This is a genomic window from Paracoccus indicus (genome assembly GCF_003056335.1).
GTDB classification, from domain to species: Bacteria; Pseudomonadota; Alphaproteobacteria; order Rhodobacterales; family Rhodobacteraceae; genus Paracoccus; species Paracoccus indicus.
In genome coordinates this window covers 231,375-247,546 of record NZ_PYWA01000005.1, presented here as the reverse complement: position 1 = coordinate 247,546, position 16,172 = coordinate 231,375, and the positions used below count along the sequence as shown (strand labels likewise).

Below are 16,172 nucleotides of genomic sequence, written 5' to 3'. Positions count from 1 at the left end.
TCCCTTTTCTTTCGTGAACCTTTGAAGACGGATCATCCCCCGGCCTGGGGGATGTGTCCTGGTGGAGATGTGCGGACGGCAGGACAGGAGGTTCGCAAGATGATGCTGATAGAGGAAACGGCGCCAGCGGCGGAGGCATTGCCCGTTGCGGCGCTGCGCGGCCATTTGCGGCTGGCCTCGGGGTTCGATGGCCCCGACGATGCGGCGGAAACGGCGGCGCTGAGCGGGTTTCTGCGCGCGGCGATCGCCACGATCGAGGCGCGCACGGGCAAGGTGCTGCTGAAGCGGCGCTTCCGGATGCAGTTGGACGACTGGCGCGACAGGCTGGGACAGTCGCTGCCCTTGGCGCCGGTCCATTCGGTCGAGAAGATCGAGATCGACGATGGCAACGGCACGATCACCGCCCTGGCCCCCGAGGGGTGGCGGCTGGTGCCGGACAGCCAGCGGCCGGTCGTGCTGCCTACGGGGGTGGTGCTGCCGCATGTGCCGCGACGGGGCAGCGTGACGGTCAGCTTCGTCGCGGGTTTCGGCGACAGCTGGGCGCAGGTGCCGGCCGACCTGGCGCAGGCGGTGATCCTGCTGGCGGCGCGATATTACGACGACCGCAGCCAGGACGGCTTGCGCCAGGCGCTGCCCTTTGGTGTCAGCGCGTTGATCGAGAAATGGCGGGCGGTCAGGACTTTGGCCGGACGCGGCAACCAGGGGTGGCGCTGATGGCGGTGCCGAACCTGACGACGCAGCTGGCGCTTGAACAGCCTGACAGGCTTGCCGACGGAATGGGCGGCTATCTCACGACATGGCGGCGGCTTGGGGCCTTGTGGGCGCAGATGGATGCGGGCTCGGGGCGCGAGGACGGGGCGATCAGTGCCGTGCGGTGGCGCATTTCCGTGCGCGGGGCCCCTGTCGGCGATGCGCGGCGGCCCAAGGCCGGGCAGCGGTTCCGCATGGGCGACCGCCTGTTCGCGATCGAGGCCGTGGCCGAGCGCGACCCTTTGGGGGCCTTTCTGACCTGTCACGCCCGAGAGGAGAATCCGACATGAGTTACGGAGCAGGCGTCGCCCTTCAGGCGGCGGTCTATCAACAGCTGCGTGCCCATCCGGCGCTGGCCGACCTGGTGGGGGATGCGATCTTCGACGCCATGCCGGTCGAGGCGCCAAGCGGGGTGCATGTCTCGCTTGGGTCCGAGGACGTGCGGAGCCTTGGCGATACCACGGCGCGCGGGTCGCGGCATGATTTCATCATCTCGGTGATGTCGGGCAGCGATGGTGCGGGCTTCGGGGCGGTCAAGGCCGCAGCCGTGGCCGTGGCCGACGCGCTTGAGGATGTTCCGCTGCAGCTGTCGCGTGGGCAGTTGGCGGGCTTGCAGTTTCTGCGCGCCACGGCGCGTCGGTTGAAGAACGGTGCCGCCCGTCAGGTCGATCTGACCTTCCGCGCGCGCATCGACCAGATCTGAGGAGACAGGATCATGGCAGTACAGAATGGACGCGACCTTCTGATCAAGATGGACATGCTGGGCAATGGCTCGTTCGAGACGGTGGCGGGCCTTCGTGCCACGCGCCTGTCGTTCAACGCCGAGACCATCGACGTGACCAGCATGGAAAGCGAGGGCGGTTGGCGCGAACTGCTGGGCGGTGCGGGGGTGCGCAGTGCCTCGGTTTCGGGGTCGGGGGTCTTTCGCGACGAGGCAAGCGACGGTCGCGCGCGGCAGGCCTTCTTCGACGGCGAATTGCCGCAGTTCCAGATCGTCATTCCCGATTTCGGCCAGGTGTCGGGCCCGTTCCAGATCACCTCGCTGGAATATGCGGGAACCCATGACGGCGAGGCGACCTATGAGATCGCCTTGGCTTCGGCGGGCGCGCTGCTGTTCGAGGCGATGTGATGGCCAACCCGATGAGAGGCGAGGTCGCCATCGTGCTGGACGGTCAGCCGCATGTGGCGCGGCTGACCCTTGGGGCGCTGGCCATGCTGGAAGCGCAGCTGGCCGAGGACAGCCTGGCGGATCTGGTCCGGCGGCTGGACGAGGGGCGGTTTGCCAGCGGTGACATCATCGCGGTTCTGGTGGCGGGGCTACGCGGAGGCGGCTGGCAGGGCGACGCGGATGATCTGCTGGCAAAGCAGATCGAGGGTGGTCCGTTGGCAGGTGCGCGCGCGGCCGCGCAGCTGATCGCGCTGGCCTTTCGGGACGTCGCATGACGGTCGGTCCGACGCTGGACTGGCCCGGTCTGATGCGCGCAGGCATGCGTGATCTGCGGCTGCTGCCCGACCAGTTCTGGCAGCTGACGCCGTCCGAGCTGGCGCTGATGCTGGGCGTCGAACCGGCGCCCGCGCGCATGACACGCGACCGGCTGGCGGATCTGTTGACGAAATTTCCCGACGTGCCTGCCAGGGCGGGCGTGTCGGTGCAACCGGATGGGGTGACGGATGGCGCTGAGTGATGATGTGGGGTCCTCGCTGGACCTGCTGGAGGAGGATCTGGGCCGCAATGCCCAGATGACCGCCGAATTCGAGAAGGAACTTGGCCGCCTGCGCCAGTCGATGCTGTTCACCTCGCGCGAGGTGACGACGCTGTCGTCGGGGCTAGAGCGAGGTCTGGGGCGTGCCATCGACGGGCTGGTTCTGGATGGCGGCAAGTTGTCGGACGCGCTGAAGTCGATCGGGCAGTCGCTGGCCGATACGGTCTATTCCATCGCGATGAAGCCCGTGGAAAGCGCGCTGGCGGGCTCGCTTGCCGGGGGGATGGCCTCGGTCCTGGGGGGCGGCGGTTTCGGACAGGCGATGACGCCCTTTGCCAAGGGCGGGGCGTTTTCCCAAGGCCGCAGCACGGCGGTCGGCGGAATCGCCAGCGCACCGACCGCCTTTCCGATGCGCGGTGGAACCGGCCTGATGGGCGAGGCCGGACCCGAGGCCATCATGCCCCTGCAGCGCGGTCCCGACGGCAAGCTGGGTGTCGCGGCGGCCGGTGGCGGCGGCGCAATGAACGTGACGTTCAACATCCAGACGCCCGATGTTGCGGGCTTCCAGCGCAGCCAGTCGCAGATCGCAGCCCAGATGTCGCGTGTTCTTGCACGCGGCGATCGCAACAGCTGAAACGAGGTAGAATCATGGCATTCCACGAGGTGAGATTTCCCGCGGGCCTGTCGTTCGGTGCCATCGGCGGCCCCGAGAGGCGGACCGAGATCGTCTCAATGGCGAACGGCTTCGAACAGCGCAACACGCCTTGGGCCCATGCCCGCCGTCGGTTCGATGCGGGCATGGGGCTGCGGTCGCTGGACGATCTGAGCGCCGTCATCGCCTTCTTCGAGGCTCGGGCAGGGCAGCTGCACGGGTTCCGCTGGAAGGATTGGTCGGATCACAAGAGCTGCCTGCCCTCGGGCGCGCCGGTGTTCAGCGATCAGGTAATCGGGACGGGCGACGGGCAGACGCGCAAGTTCCAGCTGGTCAAGGGCTATCGCTCGGGCGGGACCGTCTATCAGCGTCCTATCACCAAGCCGGTCCTGAACACCGTTCGTGCTGGTATCGGGGGCGTCGAGGTCTTCATCGGCAGCAACTATCAGGTCGACCACGCCACCGGCGTCATCACCTTCGATGCGGCGCCCGAAACGGGGGCCGAGGTCACGGCGGGATATGAATTCGACGTGCCGGTGCGTTTCGACACGGATCGCATCGCGGTCTCGGTCGCATCCTTCCAAGCGGGTCAGGTGCCCGACATTCCGGTCATCGAGGTGCGGCTATGACGACGACGACAATCGCGCGGGCCTGGTTCGTTCGGAGGGGCGACGGGCTGACCCTGGGCTTTACCGATCACGATACGCCGCTGGCGTTCGGCGGCACGACCTTTCGCCCCGATGTCGGTCTGACGGCGCAGGCCATCGCGCAGGCGACCGGCCTGGGGGTGGACAACACCGAGGTCGCGGGTGCGCTGGACGATGATGCCATCACCGAACGCGACCTGATGGCGGGGCGTTGGGACGACGCCCAGCTGAAGATGTGGCACGTGGATTGGTCCGACGTGTCGCGGCGCGATCTGGTCTTCAACGGCACCTTGGGCGAGGTGACGCGTGCCAATGGCGCCTTCCGTGCCGAATTGCGCGGACTGTCTGATCGGCTGAACGCGCCTCAGGGCCGGGTCTATCACCCCCGTTGCGCGGCGCGCCTGGGGGATGGGTCCTGCAAGGTGAACCTAGACAATGAGGCTTGGTTCACGCAGCCGGTCGTGCAGGCGGTGCAGGATGCCCGTGTCTTCACCTTTGCCAGCTTCCCGCGCTTTGCGGGCGATTGGTTCGAGCAGGGGCAACTGCTGGTCCTGGACGGGGATGCCGAGGGGCTGCGTGCCGCGATCAAGAACGACACCGCGCATGAAGACGGCAGTCGTACGATCGAGCTGTGGTCGGCGCTGCCCATTCCGCCGGTTCCGGGAGATCGGCTGAAGCTGACGGCGGGGTGCGACAAGGCCGCGAAGACCTGCCGGTTGAAGTTTGACAACTTCCTGAACTTCAGGGGCTTTCCGCACCTGCCGCCCGAGGATTGGCTGATGGCCCCGCAGGCGGGGTCGCGCAATGGCTGAGGCGGTTGTCGCGGCGGCACGCGAATGGCTGGGGACGCCCTATGTCCATCAGGCCAGTGTCATGGGCAGCGGGGCGGATTGCCTCGGGTTGATCCGGGGCGTCTGGCGACAGCTTCACGGCAGCGAACCGGAACCGACGCCTGCCTATACCGCCGATTGGGCCGAATGTGGCCGGACGGAGGTTCTGCATGACGCGGCCATGCGTCATCTTCTGCCGGTGGGCGAAGGTGACGCATGGCAGATCGGACAGGTGCTGCTGTTCCGCATGCGTCAGGGCGCGATCGCCAAGCATCTTGGCATCCTGTCACAGGTTGGTGCCGATGCACGGTTCCTGCACGCCTATACCTATCATGGGGTCATCGAAAGCCCGCTGACGCGGCCCTGGAAGTCGCGCGTCGTCGCGCGCTTCCGCTTTCCCTGACCCATTCCAACAAAGGAGGCCCTTATGGCCACGATAGTCCTGTCAGCGGTGGGTGCATCGCTTGGCGCGGGGTTTGGCGGCGCCGTTCTCGGCCTGTCGGGCGCGGTTCTGGGCCGCGCGGCGGGCGCCATTGCCGGTCGCGTCATCGACCAGCGCCTGTTGGGTGGCGGCGCCAAGGCGGTCGAGACGGGCCGCATCGACCGTCTGCGCATCCAGACCGCGGGTGAGGGTATCGCCATCCCGCGCGTCTGGGGCCAGATGCGGTTGCCCGGGCATGTGATCTGGGCCTCGCCCATGGAGGAGATCACGCGTTCGGAAAGCGGGGGCGGCAAGGGTGCGCCCAAGCCTCAGGTCACACAGATCAGCTATCGTCTTTCTCTGGCGCTCGCGCTGTGCGAGGGCCGCATCCTGAGCGTCGGGCGTGTCTGGGCCGACGGCGAGGAGATCGCCGCCGATGATCTGAACATGCGCGTCTATCGCGGCGGCGAAGGGCAAATGCCCGATCCGGTCATCGCGGCACATGAAGGCGACAGCGCTCCGGCCTATCGCGGTGTGGCCTATGTCGTGCTGGAGAATCTGTCGCTGGAACGCTGGGGCAATCGCATGCCGCACCTGAGCTTCGAGGTGACTTGCCCGGCCCGAGACGGATCGGGGCTGTGCCGCGATGTCCGGGCCGTGGCCCTGATCCCGGGAACAGGCGAGTATTCGCTGGCGACGACCCCTGTCACGACCGGCGAGGATCTGGGCGAAAGCCGCAGTTTCAACGTGAACACGCCCATGGGGGGGACCGATTTTTCGGCCTCGTTGGATGTCCTGGGACGTGAGCTGCCGAATGTGGGCTCGGTCTCCATGGTCGTTTCCTGGTTCGGCAGCGATCTGCGGATCGGCGAATGCAAGGTTCAGCCAAAGGTCGAATTCCGTGACGTCGACGGTGACGAGATGCCCTGGCACGCCGGGGGGATCAGCCGTGCAACCGCCGAGGAGGTGGCACGCAAGGATGGGCGCCCCATCTATGGCGGAACGCCTGCCGATAAATCGGTGATCGAAGGGCTGCGCGCGCTCTCGGCTTCGGGTCGCAAGGCGATCTTCTATCCGTTCATCCTGATGGAGCAGCTTGCCGGAAACGGATTGCCTGATCCCTATGGTGGGGATGAGCAGCCTGTGATGCCGTGGCGTGGTCGCGTCACGACGGACATCGCGCCGGGTCGTCCGGGCACGCAGGACCTGACGCAGGCTGCCGTCGATCAGGTGGCAGCCTTCTTTGGCAAGGCATCGCCCGATGATTTTCGCCGCTTTGGCGACGCCGTGATCTATTCGGGGCCGGCGGAGTGGTCCTATCGCCGGTTCATCCTGCACTATGCCCATCTGTGCGCCGTCGCGGGCAACACCGATACCTTCCTGATCGGGTCGGAAATGGTCGCCATGACCCGCATTCGGGGGCCGCGCAACAGCTATCCCGCCGTCGAGGCTTTGCGACAGTTGGCGGCCGACGTGCGTGCGATCCTGGGGCCGGACGTCAAGATCGGCTATGCTTCGGATTGGTCTGAGTACTTCGGTCACCACACGGGCGAGGGTGAGCTGTTCTTCCATTTGGACCCACTGTGGGCCGATCCGAACATCGATTTCATCGGCATCGACAACTACATGCCGCTGTCGGACTGGCGCGATGGCGACGACCATTTGGATGCCCATTGGGGCCGGATCGACAATATCGACTATCTGAAGTCGAATGTCGCCGGGGGCGAGGGCTATGACTGGTATTACGCCAGCGATGCCGATCGCGACGCCCAGATCCGGACGCCCATCACCGATGGCACCTATGACGAGCCTTGGGTCTGGCGCTACAAGGACCTGGCGGGCTGGTGGCAGAACCTGCACTACGACCGTCCGCAGGGCGTGCGGCAGAAGCAGGCGACGGCTTGGGTGCCCGGCTCGAAGCCGATCTGGTTCACGGAATTGGGCTGCGCGGCGCTGGACAAGGCGACCAACCAGCCCAACAAGTTCCTGGATGCCATGAGCTCGGAAAGCATGCTGCCGCATTATTCGAACGGTGTGCGCGATGATGCGATCCAGGCGGCCTATGTCGAGGCCTCGATGGACTTCTGGAACGATCCTGCCAACAACCCCCGAAACGGCGACGGCATGGCGATGCTTGATACCGATCGGGCGCATGTCTGGTGCTGGGACGCACGGCCCTATCCGGCATTTCCGGGTCGTGACGACCTTTGGTCGGACGGTCCGGCCTGGGATCGCGGCCATTGGTTGAACGGTCGCGCGGGGGCGGTGACGCTGCGCGCCGTTGTCGGCGACCTTTGCCGGATGGCGGGGGTCACTGACTTCGACGTCAGTGCAATTTCTGGCGTTGTGCGGGGCTATGTCCTGCAGGGAAGCGAATCCGCACGGGCAGCGTTGCAGCCTTTGATGCTGGCCCATGGTTTCGATGCGGTCGAGCGTGATGGCCAGATCAGGTTCATCGCGCGCAACGGCTTGGCCAAGGCGCAGATCGAAACTGACGACCTGGCAATTGCGGGTGAAGTCACGGGTTTCGAGACGACGCGACTGGCTGACAGCGCAGTGACGGGTCGCATCAGGCTGAGCCATGTGGCTGCAGGCGGCGACTACGCGGTGGCGACGGCGGAATCCGCATTGTCGGACGATGTCCGTCAGGCAGTGTCGGACAGCGAATTTGCCATGTCGCTGACACGCCCCGAAGGTCGCGACATCGCCGACCGTTGGATCGCCGAGGCCGAAGTCGCGCGTGATACTGCGCGTTTCGCACTGGCACCTTCCATGTCGGCACTGGGGGCGGGCGATGTGATCTTGTCGCGTATGCCGGGGCAAGAGGTTCAGCGCTGGCGGATCGACCGCATCGAGCGGGCAGGGGCGATCACCGTCGATGCGGTGCGCATTGATCCTGGGTTGTATACGCCGAAGCTGAGCTATCAGGAACAGGGGGGGATCGGGCGGTATTCGCCGCCGACGCCGGTTCATCCGGTTTTCCTGGACCTGCCGTTGCTGCGGGGTGATGAGGTGGCGCATGCGCCGCATCTGGCCGTGGCGGCCTATCCTTGGCCCGGCTCGGTCGCGGCCTATTCCTCGGTCGATGACGAGGGCGGGTTCGACACCAACCTGCTGTTGGACCGTCGGTCGCTGATCGGACGGACCCTGACGCCGCTGGTGCGGGCGCGTCCCGGCATCATCGACCGCGGTGCGCCGCTGCAATTGCGCCTGACCAACGATCCGCTGAAATCGGTAACGGAACGGGCGCTATTATCGGGGGCGAATGCACTGGCGATCGGCGACGGGTCGATCGACGGGTGGGAGGTGATCCAATTCGCCAAGGCCGAACTGATCGCGCCGAATGTCTGGCAGATCAGCAACCGACTGCGCGGTCAGGCGGGCACGGATGCCCTCATGCCCGATGTCTGGCCCAAGGGCAGCCTAGTGGTCCTGCTTGACGGCGGACCCAAGCAGGTCGATCTGCCGCCTTCGGCGCGTAGTCAGGAACGGTTCTGGTGGATCGGACCTGCGCTGCGCAGCGTCGACGACGCAAGCTATCGCAGTCGCCGAACTGTGGCGCCGGGGGTCGGGCTGCGCCCCTATTCCCCCTGTCATCTGCGGATGGAGGGCCGCCAGCTGTCTTGGATACGGCGCGGGCGCATCGAAAGCGATGGCTGGGAGGGGGCCGATATTCCCTTGGGCGAGGATGTCGAAAGCTATCTGGTTCAGGTCGAACAGGACGGCAGGACGATCCTGGAAACGCAGGCAAGCAGCCCACAGCTGACATTGCCCGATCTGGCATGGGTCCAGATCAAGCCGGGTCGGCTGACGGTCCGGGTCTGTCAAATGTCGCGCACCTTCGGTCGCGGCCCATTCGCAAGGAGAGATTTCGATGTCCAATGACACCACGCGCCTTCAGATGCCCTTGCTGCAACCTGCGCAGGCCCAGAAACATGTGACCGTCAATGAGGCGCTGATGCGCCTTGACGGCATGGTGAACATGGTCCTGCAAAGCATCTCTCTCACAAACCCGCCCGAGGTTGCGATCGACGGTCAGTGCTGGGCGGTACCCGCGCAGCCTCAGGGTGATTGGGCAGGTCATGCGGGACAGATCGCCATCGCCGCGAACGGGGGGTGGGTCTTCGTCGATGCCGCACGCGGCATGCAGGCCTTCGTCGCGGATCGGGGTGCCGTGGCGATCTTCGACGGCACGGTCTGGGTTGCGGGGGCGCAGAACCTGGGCGCGTTCGGCTCGGGGTTGGTGGCGGGCCTGTCCGAGGCCCAGGTGGACCTTCTGCCCGGATCGCAATTGATCACGGACGTCTTTATCCCATCCGGAGCGATGGTCACCGGTGCGGTGGCGCGGGTTGTTCAACCGATCACCGGCAGTCTGACCAGTTGGCGCCTTGGCACCAACGGGGCCGCCAACCGGTTCGGGCAGGGGTTGGGTAAAGATGCCGGGTCGTGGGCGCGCGGCATGCTTGGCAGCCCTATGACCTATTACCAACCCGAGCCGCTTCTGATCTCGGCCGAGGGTGGCAGCTTTACCGGCGGACGGATCAAGCTGGCGGTTCACTGGTGGGAGTTGCGCCTGCCAGTGTAATGTCTTGGGGCCCGCCCGGCTTTTCCCTGTCGCAATTCTGGTTTATGACTGGATGACAAGAGATCCGGCGGGCCCGATATGAACATGCTGCATGCAGAAAAGATCCCAGTCACGATGGACCGTGACGCCATCTGGGCGCAATTGCGCGACGAAGCCCGCGCAGCGGTCGCCAACGAGCCTTTGCTGGGATCGCTTATCCACGCCGGTCTGCTGCACCATCCGAACCTGGAAGCGGCGCTGGCCTATCGGTTCTCGCTAAAGCTTGCCTCGGGCGAAATGAGCGAGCAAATATTGCGCGAAATCGCCGATCAGGCCTATTCCGAGGCGCCCGAACTGGGCGATGCGGCGCGGGCAGATCTGATGGCCGTCTATGACCGTGATCCGGCAACGCATCGCCTGTTGCAGCCGGTGCTGTTCTTCAAGGGCTTCCAAGCCTTGCAGGCCTATCGAATGGCCCATTGGCTTTATTCGAATAATCGCGCCGACATGGCGTATTTCGTGCAAATGCGATGCTCGGAGTGCTTTGGCGTCGATATCCATCCGCAGGCCAGGATCGGGACCGGAGTGATGATCGACCACGCCCACTCCATCGTTATCGGTGAAACGGCGACGGTCGGCAATGACGTTTCGATGCTGCATTCGGTGACACTTGGTGGCACAGGCAAGGAAGACGGCGACCGTCATCCCAAGATTGGCGATGGTGTGTTGATCGGGGCGGGTGCCAAGGTTCTGGGCAACATCCGCATCGGGCATCATTCGCGCATTGCCGCGGGGTCCGTGGTTCTGCACGAGGTTCCCCCATGCAAGACCGTGGCGGGCGTGCCTGCGCGCGTTATCGGTGACGCAGGGTGTTCCGAACCTTCACACAGCATGAACCAGTTGCTCGGGGCGCAGGACTTCGGCTGATCAGGTCCAATCGTCGACACCGCTGCCGCAGACTTCGGGCAAGGTCATGCCGTGTTGCGCAAGCAGGTCATCTAGACCTTCCGCCAGCCGCGGCGCGATCGACAGGCCCTGATAGATCATGGCCGAATAGACCTGCACCGCCGATGCACCTGCGCGAAGCTTTTGCCACACGTCATCCAAAGTGGCGACGCCGCCGACGCCGATCAGGGGGATCGTTCCTTTGGTTGCTTTGTGCAACAGGGCCAGAACGCGGGTCGATTTTGCAAACAACGGGCGCCCGGAAAGCCCACCGGCCTCTGACGCATGAGGTCCGGTGATGCCGTCGCGGGTCAGTGTCGTGTTGGTCGCGATGATACCGTCCAGCCCGGCATTCCGCGCGACCGAGGCGATCTGGCGGATTTCATCGTCCGACAGGTCCGGGGCAATCTTGAGGAAAACCGGCAGGCGTTTCCCAAGTCCACTCCGCGCGATCAGCACGCGGTCCAGCAGGGCCGCCAAGGCATCGGCGCCTTGAAGATCGCGCAGGCGTTCAGTGTTGGGAGAGGAGACATTGACCGTCACGAAATCGGCGGACGCACCTGCGGTGCGCACCACCTTGGCAAAATCCTCGGCCCGATCGTCGCTGTCCTTGTTCGCGCCAAGGTTCAATCCGACGGGAATGCCAGTGGGACGGGCGGCAAGACGCCTGCCGATCACCTCGGCCCCTTCGTTGTTAAAGCCGAAACGGTTGATGATGGCTTGCTGGTCGGTCAGCCGGAACAGGCGCGGCCTGGGGTTGCCGGGCTGCGGTTTCGGCGTTGCGGCGCCGATCTCGATGAAGCCGAAGCCCGATTTCATCAGCGGAGCGATGGCGCGACCGTTCTTGTCGTATCCTGCTGCCAGACCGATGGGGTTCGGCAGATCCATCCCGGCAAGCTGCACGCGCAGGCGATCGGATGTGACAGGCCCCCCGTGCAAGGGCGCAACACCCGCGGCCAGCGCCTTGATCGACAGGTCATGGGCGGTCTCCGGGTCCATGCGATGCAGGGCTGCAAGACCCAGCTTTTCGATCACGCTCATTCCAGATCCCCGATGTTTTGATTGTCACTGGTGCCTTCGATGGCGCGGGCCCAGAGCACATCCGTCTGCCGAAGTTCGCGGTAGAGGTGCGGGAACAGATCGCCGCCGCGCGACGGTTCCCACCGCAGATCATCCCCGAAGGCCTGCGGATCGCAGGCCAACAGGGTCAGATCGCTTCCCCCCCCGAAATGCTTGGCCAGCGTCACGCGCAACTGCGCGGCGGTGGAAAAATGGATATAGCCGTCGGCAAGATCGACGGGCGCACCGGCCGTCTGGCCGTCGCGTTGCATCTGGGCCCATTCGGGCGCGCGGAAAACCTTGTATATCAGCATGGGCGTATTTGCCGTTCCGACAGGCACCGGGTCAAGATGCGATCTTGGCCGTCTGTGCCGCGCGGGAAAGTTTGACGTGCATGATCCACAGCGCCAATCTGGCGCTGCCGCCATATTGGGCCACAAAGGGAATCATGCATGACACGTCGTCTTCTTGCTGCCGCCTCGGCACTTGCGCTGTTTGCCGGGACCGCCAATGCCGAGATGGTGTTGGACATCCTTCACACCAACGATGTCCACAGCCGGATCGAGCCGGTCAACAAGTACGACAGCACCTGCGATACCGAAACGCTGGAGGCCGGCGAATGCTTTGGCGGCGTGGCGCGGATCGCGACCAAGATCAATGAATTGCGCGATCAGATCACCGCGGATGGCGGCAATGTGGTCGTTCTGGATGCGGGTGACCAGTACCAGGGGTCGCTGTTCTATTCGACCTACAAGGGCAAGGATGTCGTCGAGTTCATGACGGCCATCGGCTATGATGTGATGGCTGTGGGCAACCACGAATTCGACGACGGTCCCGAAGGGCTGGCGGTGCTGACCGATGGCGTCGAATTCCCCGTGATCTCCAGCAATCTGGATGTTTCGCAATCCAAGGTGCTGTCGGGAAAGGTCGGCAAGCATACCGTGCTTGAGGTCGGCGATCAGAAGATCGGCATCGTCTCGGCGCTGGCGACGGATACGGTCGAGACATCCTCGCCCGGTCCCGACGTGATCTTCCAGGATGAGGTGGAAGGGCTGAAGGCGGCGGTGCAGGAGCTGACCGATGAGGGCGTAGACAAGATCATCGCCCTGACCCATGTCGGCTATCTGCGCGATCAGGAGCTTGCAGCCGCCGTGCCCGGGCTGGATGCGGTCGTCGGCGGTCACTCGCACACGTTGCTGGGCGATATGGAGGGGGCGATGGGCGCCTATCCGACCATGATCGACGGGGCGGACGGCGTGCAGGTGCCGGTCGTGCAGGCCTATGCCTACAGCAAGTACCTTGGCCATCTGAAGCTGACCTTCGACGATGCGGGCAAGCTGACCAAGGCCGAAGGTGCGCCCATCCTGCTGGACAACACCGTCCCCGAGGATGAAGCCATCGCCGCCCGCGTCGCGGAGATGGCGAAGCCCATCGCCGAACTGCGTGAGAAGATCGTCGCCTCCAGCACCGGCACCATCGAAGGCAACCGCGAGGTTTGCCGCGTCCGCGAATGCGAGATGGGCAACCTGGTGGCCGATGCCATGCTGGACCGCGTCAAGGATCAAGGCGTCATCATCGCCATCCAGAACGGCGGCGGCCTGCGTGCCTCGATCGACGAGGGCGAGGTGACCATGGGCGAGGTCTATACCGTCCTTCCCTTCCAGAACACGCTGGCCACCTTTCAGCTGACCGGGGCCGACATCGTCGAGGCGTTGGAGAACGGTGCCAGCCAATACGAGGAAATGGCCGGTCGCTTTGCGCAGGTCTCGGGGCTGAAATATACCGTCGATCCGGCAGCCGAGGTCGGTGCGCGCATCAGCGATGTGATGGTGCAGGCGGACGGTGAATGGGCCCCCATCGATGCCGCTGCGACCTATGGCGTCACGACCAACAACTATATGCGCGGTGGCGGCGACGGCTATGCGACCTTTGCACAGAAGGGGCAGAACGCCTATGACTTCGGACCCGATCTGGCCGAGGTCGTGGCCGATTACCTTGGCGCGCAGGATGGCGGATACGAGCCCTATACCGATGGCCGTATCGTCGTGAAATAACCCTGACGCGGATGCCCCCTGACCGGCGGGGCATCCGCAGACTCATCAGGGCGTTGGCTTGGCCGATGCGATCGGCTAAGCGGTCGCCATGAGAACCGGTTTTCCCATCGCATTGCCCGGACAGACGATCGGCCTGCTGGGCGGGTCCTTCGACCCTGCTCATGCCGGCCACGTCCTGATCAGCAAGGTCGCCCTGCGCCGCCTTGGGCTGGATCGCGTCTGGTGGCTAGTCAGCCCCGGCAATCCGTTGAAGACCCGCGGGCCCTCGCCTATCCAGCAGCGCATACGGACCGCCCGGCAGCTGACCCATGACCCCCGCATCATCATTACCGATATCGAAGCGCGGCTTGGGCTGCGCAAGACGGCCGATACGTTGCAGGCCTTGGTCTTGCATTATCCGGGGGTGCGCTTCGTCTGGCTGATGGGGTCGGACAATCTGGTTCAGTTCCACCATTGGGACCGCTGGCGGCAGATCGCGCAGACCGTGCCGATGGCCGTCATGGCGCGACCCGGCAGCCGGCTTGCGGCGCGGCGATCTGTTGCGGCCCGCGTCTTGCAGTCCCATCAATTCCCCGAATTCCGTGCGGCGCAGATCGCCCGCGCGCAGGCCCCCGCGTGGGCCTTTCTGAACCTGCCGATGTCGGGGCTGTCCTCGACCGCGATTCGCCGGAAGGATGCATCATGACTTTCTCTCGCCGGGGGTTCTTGGCCTCGGGACTTGCCGCCGGATTGATCTCGGGGGGCGCGATGGGGCAGGGGCTGGATCAACGGCCGCCCCTGCGGCCCGCGCCCGATCCCCGCGATCTGATCGCCCGCTCGGGGTTGCCCGGACAGGTGGGCTATGCGCTGACCGATGCCCGGGGCGAGGCGCTGTCGCTAGGCCGCGCCGCCCTGCCTGTCGCGCCTGCCAGCACGATGAAGGTGCTGACGGCGCTGTTCGCGCTGGACCGCCTTGGGCCTTCCCACCGCTTCCGGACGCGGGTCATCCGGTCGGGCGATATGCTGATCCTAGCGGGAGGCGGCGATCCGGTCCTGACGACGGACGACTTGGCGATGCTGGCCAAGCAGGTGGCGGGATCGGGGATGGATCGTCCGACACGCTTTGCCGTTTGGGGCGGCGCGCTGCCACAGTTGCCGCAAATCACGGATCAGCAGGCGGATTACCTGTCCTACAACCCCTCGGTCTCGGGGATGATGCTGAACTTCAACCGGGTGCATCTGGGATGGCGGCGGGTCGGCGTCGACTATCAGCTGCAGATGGAGGCGCGGGCCGCCAGGCATTCTCCGCGCGCCTATACCGTCACGGCGGCGCCCGCAGCGCAGTCCGATCTGTTCAGCTATCGTCACGACGATGACCGCGAATATTGGACAGTGTCGCGCGCGGCCTTGGGGCGCAACGGCAGCCGTTGGTTGCCCGTGCGGCTGCCCGAGCTTTATGCAGGCGACGTCTTCCAGACCCTCTGCCGGGCGCAGGGCGTCGTTCTGCCCACCCCCGAGGTCATCGACCAGCTGCCTGACGGGCAGGTCGTGGCATCGCACGACAGCCCGACGCTGGATGTCATCATCCGCGACATGCTGAAGTATTCCACCAATCTGACCGCCGAGACGATCGGCCTGCACGCCAGCGGCGCCCCCGATCTGGCTGCATCGGCCGAGGCCATGCGCGCGTGGCTGGGCAACATCGGGCGCGGGATGCGGCTGGCGGATCATTCGGGGCTGTCGTCGGACAGCCTGGTCTCGGCCTTCGGGATGGTACGGGTTCTGAACGGGCCGGGGCGCGATCTGAACCTGCAGCCGCTGTTGAAATCCGATCCGCTGGCGGCGGATCTGGGGCGCGACGCCACGATCCGCCATCGGGTCGCGGCCAAGACCGGCACGTTGAACTTCGTGTCGAACCTGGCGGGCTATGTCACCACCCCCGACGGGCAGCAGGGCAGCTTTGCAATCTTCTGCACCGATCCGCCGCGTCGGGATGCCAGCAAGGGGCAGGAGCTGCCCGCCGGGGTCAGCACCTGGACCCATGCGGCCAAGTCACTGCAGCGCGACCTGATCGGCGCTTTTGTCGGACGGCTTGGGGGTCACAGGGTGATGTGACGGACCCGCGCCGACAGCTCGATCGCGGCGGCATGCAGCCGCGAAATGTTCAGCTGGTCGCGGATCTCGGCCAGCATGACGATCTCGCCGTCGTAGAGCCGCCCGTCGGCCGCACCCACGTCGCAGGCCAGCGCATAGGCGGTCTCGTACAGTTTCTCGGGCAGGGCGTCGCGGATCAGGCCGAACATCGCGTCCAGCCCATCTTCCTCGTCGAACAAGGTCATCACGGTCTGGCTGACCGCGCGGATGCGGTCGTCGTCATAGGATGCGAAGACCGGCGCATGATCGACCATGCGCTGGATCGCCACCAGCTCGGACGTGCGGATCGTGCTGTCCGAAGCCGAAACGGCCACCATCACCGCGACAAGCGCGTCACAGGGCGACAGGGAAGGCAGGTCGATGGTCATGGTGATCTCCGGTTGGGTCGGGCGCAGATTATTGACGATGCCGCGC

General features: G+C 65.2%; 19 protein-coding genes. 16 read left to right on the top strand and 3 right to left on the bottom strand.

Annotated features, from left to right (window positions below; translation table 11 throughout):
• Positions 1-99 precede the first annotated feature (99 nt).
• The 13 genes from DDE75_RS10385 (at position 100) to cysE (ending at position 10,494) form a co-directional block, all read left to right on the top strand.
• Positions 100-714 carry a head-tail connector protein gene (locus DDE75_RS10385; protein ID WP_108502300.1) on the top strand — a complete coding sequence of 205 codons (615 nt, stop codon included), beginning with the start codon at positions 100-102 and terminating at the stop codon, positions 712-714.
• Complete coding sequence (locus tag DDE75_RS10380; RefSeq protein ID WP_108502403.1) at positions 714-1,040, top strand: head-tail adaptor protein; 327 nt, start codon at positions 714-716, stop codon at positions 1,038-1,040. Before DDE75_RS10385 ends, DDE75_RS10380 begins: the two co-directional genes overlap by 1 nt.
• Positions 1,037-1,453, top strand: coding sequence for a DUF3168 domain-containing protein (locus tag DDE75_RS10375; protein WP_108502299.1), 417 nt, complete (start codon positions 1,037-1,039; stop codon positions 1,451-1,453). The genes DDE75_RS10380 and DDE75_RS10375 overlap by 4 nt, the downstream gene beginning before the upstream one ends.
• A 12-nt stretch (positions 1,454-1,465) precedes the next feature.
• On the top strand, positions 1,466-1,879 hold the full coding sequence (locus DDE75_RS10370) for a phage major tail protein, TP901-1 family (protein ID WP_108502298.1): 414 nt from the start codon (positions 1,466-1,468) through the stop codon (positions 1,877-1,879).
• A complete protein-coding gene (locus DDE75_RS10365) occupies positions 1,879-2,193 on the top strand; it encodes a gene transfer agent family protein (RefSeq protein ID WP_108502297.1) in 315 nt (104 codons plus the stop codon). Before DDE75_RS10370 ends, DDE75_RS10365 begins: the two co-directional genes overlap by 1 nt.
• A complete protein-coding gene (locus tag DDE75_RS10360; RefSeq protein ID WP_108502296.1) occupies positions 2,190-2,435 on the top strand; it encodes a rcc01693 family protein in 246 nt (81 codons plus the stop codon). Before DDE75_RS10365 ends, DDE75_RS10360 begins: the two co-directional genes overlap by 4 nt.
• Positions 2,422-3,087: a phage tail tape measure protein gene (locus DDE75_RS10355; protein WP_108502295.1), complete on the top strand. Its 666-nt coding sequence runs from the start codon at positions 2,422-2,424 to the stop codon at positions 3,085-3,087. The genes DDE75_RS10360 and DDE75_RS10355 overlap by 14 nt, the downstream gene beginning before the upstream one ends.
• 14 nt (positions 3,088-3,101) lie before the next feature.
• Positions 3,102-3,734: a DUF2460 domain-containing protein gene (locus DDE75_RS10350; RefSeq protein ID WP_108502294.1), complete on the top strand. Its 633-nt coding sequence runs from the start codon at positions 3,102-3,104 to the stop codon at positions 3,732-3,734.
• The gene (locus DDE75_RS10345; RefSeq protein ID WP_108502293.1) at positions 3,731-4,564 is read left to right on the top strand and encodes a DUF2163 domain-containing protein; all 834 of its coding nucleotides are present in this window, start codon (positions 3,731-3,733) and stop codon (positions 4,562-4,564) included. The genes DDE75_RS10350 and DDE75_RS10345 overlap by 4 nt, the downstream gene beginning before the upstream one ends.
• The gene (locus tag DDE75_RS10340; RefSeq protein ID WP_108502292.1) at positions 4,557-4,985 is read left to right on the top strand and encodes an NlpC/P60 family protein; all 429 of its coding nucleotides are present in this window, start codon (positions 4,557-4,559) and stop codon (positions 4,983-4,985) included. Before DDE75_RS10345 ends, DDE75_RS10340 begins: the two co-directional genes overlap by 8 nt.
• 24 nt (positions 4,986-5,009) lie before the next feature.
• Positions 5,010-8,888: a baseplate multidomain protein megatron gene (locus tag DDE75_RS10335; protein ID WP_108502291.1), complete on the top strand. Its 3,879-nt coding sequence runs from the start codon at positions 5,010-5,012 to the stop codon at positions 8,886-8,888.
• The gene (locus tag DDE75_RS10330; protein WP_108502290.1) at positions 8,878-9,588 is read left to right on the top strand and encodes a DUF2793 domain-containing protein; all 711 of its coding nucleotides are present in this window, start codon (positions 8,878-8,880) and stop codon (positions 9,586-9,588) included. Before DDE75_RS10335 ends, DDE75_RS10330 begins: the two co-directional genes overlap by 11 nt.
• A 114-nt stretch (positions 9,589-9,702) precedes the next feature.
• Positions 9,703-10,494 (top strand): serine O-acetyltransferase, encoded by a 792-nt coding sequence (gene cysE, locus DDE75_RS10325; protein WP_170310940.1) that lies wholly within the window; start codon positions 9,703-9,705, stop codon positions 10,492-10,494.
• Here cysE and DDE75_RS10320 read toward each other — a convergent pair whose 3' ends face one another.
• Both DDE75_RS10320 and DDE75_RS10315 read right to left on the bottom strand, forming a co-directional pair.
• Positions 10,495-11,553 (bottom strand): quinone-dependent dihydroorotate dehydrogenase, encoded by a 1,059-nt coding sequence (locus DDE75_RS10320; RefSeq protein WP_108502288.1) that lies wholly within the window; start codon positions 11,551-11,553, stop codon positions 10,495-10,497.
• On the bottom strand, positions 11,550-11,885 hold the full coding sequence (locus tag DDE75_RS10315) for a DUF952 domain-containing protein (RefSeq protein ID WP_108502287.1): 336 nt from the start codon (positions 11,883-11,885) through the stop codon (positions 11,550-11,552). The genes DDE75_RS10320 and DDE75_RS10315 overlap by 4 nt, the downstream gene beginning before the upstream one ends.
• 138 nt (positions 11,886-12,023) lie before the next feature.
• Between DDE75_RS10315 and DDE75_RS10310 the strand changes: the two genes are divergently transcribed.
• From DDE75_RS10310 to dacB, 3 genes are all read left to right on the top strand, one after another.
• Entirely contained in the window at positions 12,024-13,625 is a 1,602-nt protein-coding gene (locus DDE75_RS10310; protein ID WP_108502286.1) for a bifunctional metallophosphatase/5'-nucleotidase, read from the top strand.
• Positions 13,626-13,713: 88 nt separating this feature from the next.
• Positions 13,714-14,310 (top strand): nicotinate-nucleotide adenylyltransferase, encoded by a 597-nt coding sequence (locus DDE75_RS10305; protein WP_108502285.1) that lies wholly within the window; start codon positions 13,714-13,716, stop codon positions 14,308-14,310.
• Entirely contained in the window at positions 14,307-15,719 is a 1,413-nt protein-coding gene (gene dacB / locus DDE75_RS10300) for a D-alanyl-D-alanine carboxypeptidase/D-alanyl-D-alanine endopeptidase (RefSeq protein WP_170310939.1), read from the top strand. Before DDE75_RS10305 ends, dacB begins: the two co-directional genes overlap by 4 nt.
• On the opposite strand, the gene DDE75_RS10295 is transcribed toward dacB, so the two are convergent.
• A complete protein-coding gene (locus DDE75_RS10295; RefSeq protein WP_108502401.1) occupies positions 15,704-16,126 on the bottom strand; it encodes a tellurite resistance TerB family protein in 423 nt (140 codons plus the stop codon). The two genes, dacB and DDE75_RS10295, sit on opposite strands and share 16 nt — an antisense overlap.
• Positions 16,127-16,172 lie beyond the last annotated feature (46 nt).

What these genes read in the sequence shown, in the direction of transcription:
- DDE75_RS10355 (WP_108502295.1), top strand. Translation starts at nt 2,422, where the DNA reads ATGGCGCTGAGTGATGATGTGGGGTCCTCGCTGGACCTGCTGGAGGAG.
- DDE75_RS10330 (WP_108502290.1), top strand. Translation starts at nt 8,878, where the DNA reads ATGTCCAATGACACCACGCGCCTTCAGATGCCCTTGCTGCAACCTGCG.
- DDE75_RS10380 (WP_108502403.1), top strand. Translation starts at nt 714, where the DNA reads ATGGCGGTGCCGAACCTGACGACGCAGCTGGCGCTTGAACAGCCTGAC.
- DDE75_RS10375 (WP_108502299.1), top strand. Translation starts at nt 1,037, where the DNA reads ATGAGTTACGGAGCAGGCGTCGCCCTTCAGGCGGCGGTCTATCAACAG.
- DDE75_RS10345 (WP_108502293.1), top strand. Translation starts at nt 3,731, where the DNA reads ATGACGACGACGACAATCGCGCGGGCCTGGTTCGTTCGGAGGGGCGAC.
- DDE75_RS10360 (WP_108502296.1), top strand. Translation starts at nt 2,190, where the DNA reads ATGACGGTCGGTCCGACGCTGGACTGGCCCGGTCTGATGCGCGCAGGC.
- DDE75_RS10295 (WP_108502401.1), bottom strand. Translation starts at nt 16,126, where the DNA reads ATGACCATCGACCTGCCTTCCCTGTCGCCCTGTGACGCGCTTGTCGCG.
- dacB (WP_170310939.1), top strand. Translation starts at nt 14,307, where the DNA reads ATGACTTTCTCTCGCCGGGGGTTCTTGGCCTCGGGACTTGCCGCCGGA.
- DDE75_RS10305 (WP_108502285.1), top strand. Translation starts at nt 13,714, where the DNA reads ATGAGAACCGGTTTTCCCATCGCATTGCCCGGACAGACGATCGGCCTG.
- cysE (WP_170310940.1), top strand. Translation starts at nt 9,703, where the DNA reads ATGGACCGTGACGCCATCTGGGCGCAATTGCGCGACGAAGCCCGCGCA.
- DDE75_RS10365 (WP_108502297.1), top strand. Translation starts at nt 1,879, where the DNA reads ATGGCCAACCCGATGAGAGGCGAGGTCGCCATCGTGCTGGACGGTCAG.
- DDE75_RS10370 (WP_108502298.1), top strand. Translation starts at nt 1,466, where the DNA reads ATGGCAGTACAGAATGGACGCGACCTTCTGATCAAGATGGACATGCTG.
- DDE75_RS10335 (WP_108502291.1), top strand. Translation starts at nt 5,010, where the DNA reads ATGGCCACGATAGTCCTGTCAGCGGTGGGTGCATCGCTTGGCGCGGGG.
- DDE75_RS10350 (WP_108502294.1), top strand. Translation starts at nt 3,102, where the DNA reads ATGGCATTCCACGAGGTGAGATTTCCCGCGGGCCTGTCGTTCGGTGCC.
- DDE75_RS10340 (WP_108502292.1), top strand. Translation starts at nt 4,557, where the DNA reads ATGGCTGAGGCGGTTGTCGCGGCGGCACGCGAATGGCTGGGGACGCCC.
- DDE75_RS10320 (WP_108502288.1), bottom strand. Translation starts at nt 11,553, where the DNA reads ATGAGCGTGATCGAAAAGCTGGGTCTTGCAGCCCTGCATCGCATGGAC.
- DDE75_RS10310 (WP_108502286.1), top strand. Translation starts at nt 12,024, where the DNA reads ATGACACGTCGTCTTCTTGCTGCCGCCTCGGCACTTGCGCTGTTTGCC.
- DDE75_RS10385 (WP_108502300.1), top strand. Translation starts at nt 100, where the DNA reads ATGATGCTGATAGAGGAAACGGCGCCAGCGGCGGAGGCATTGCCCGTT.
- DDE75_RS10315 (WP_108502287.1), bottom strand. Translation starts at nt 11,885, where the DNA reads ATGCTGATATACAAGGTTTTCCGCGCGCCCGAATGGGCCCAGATGCAA.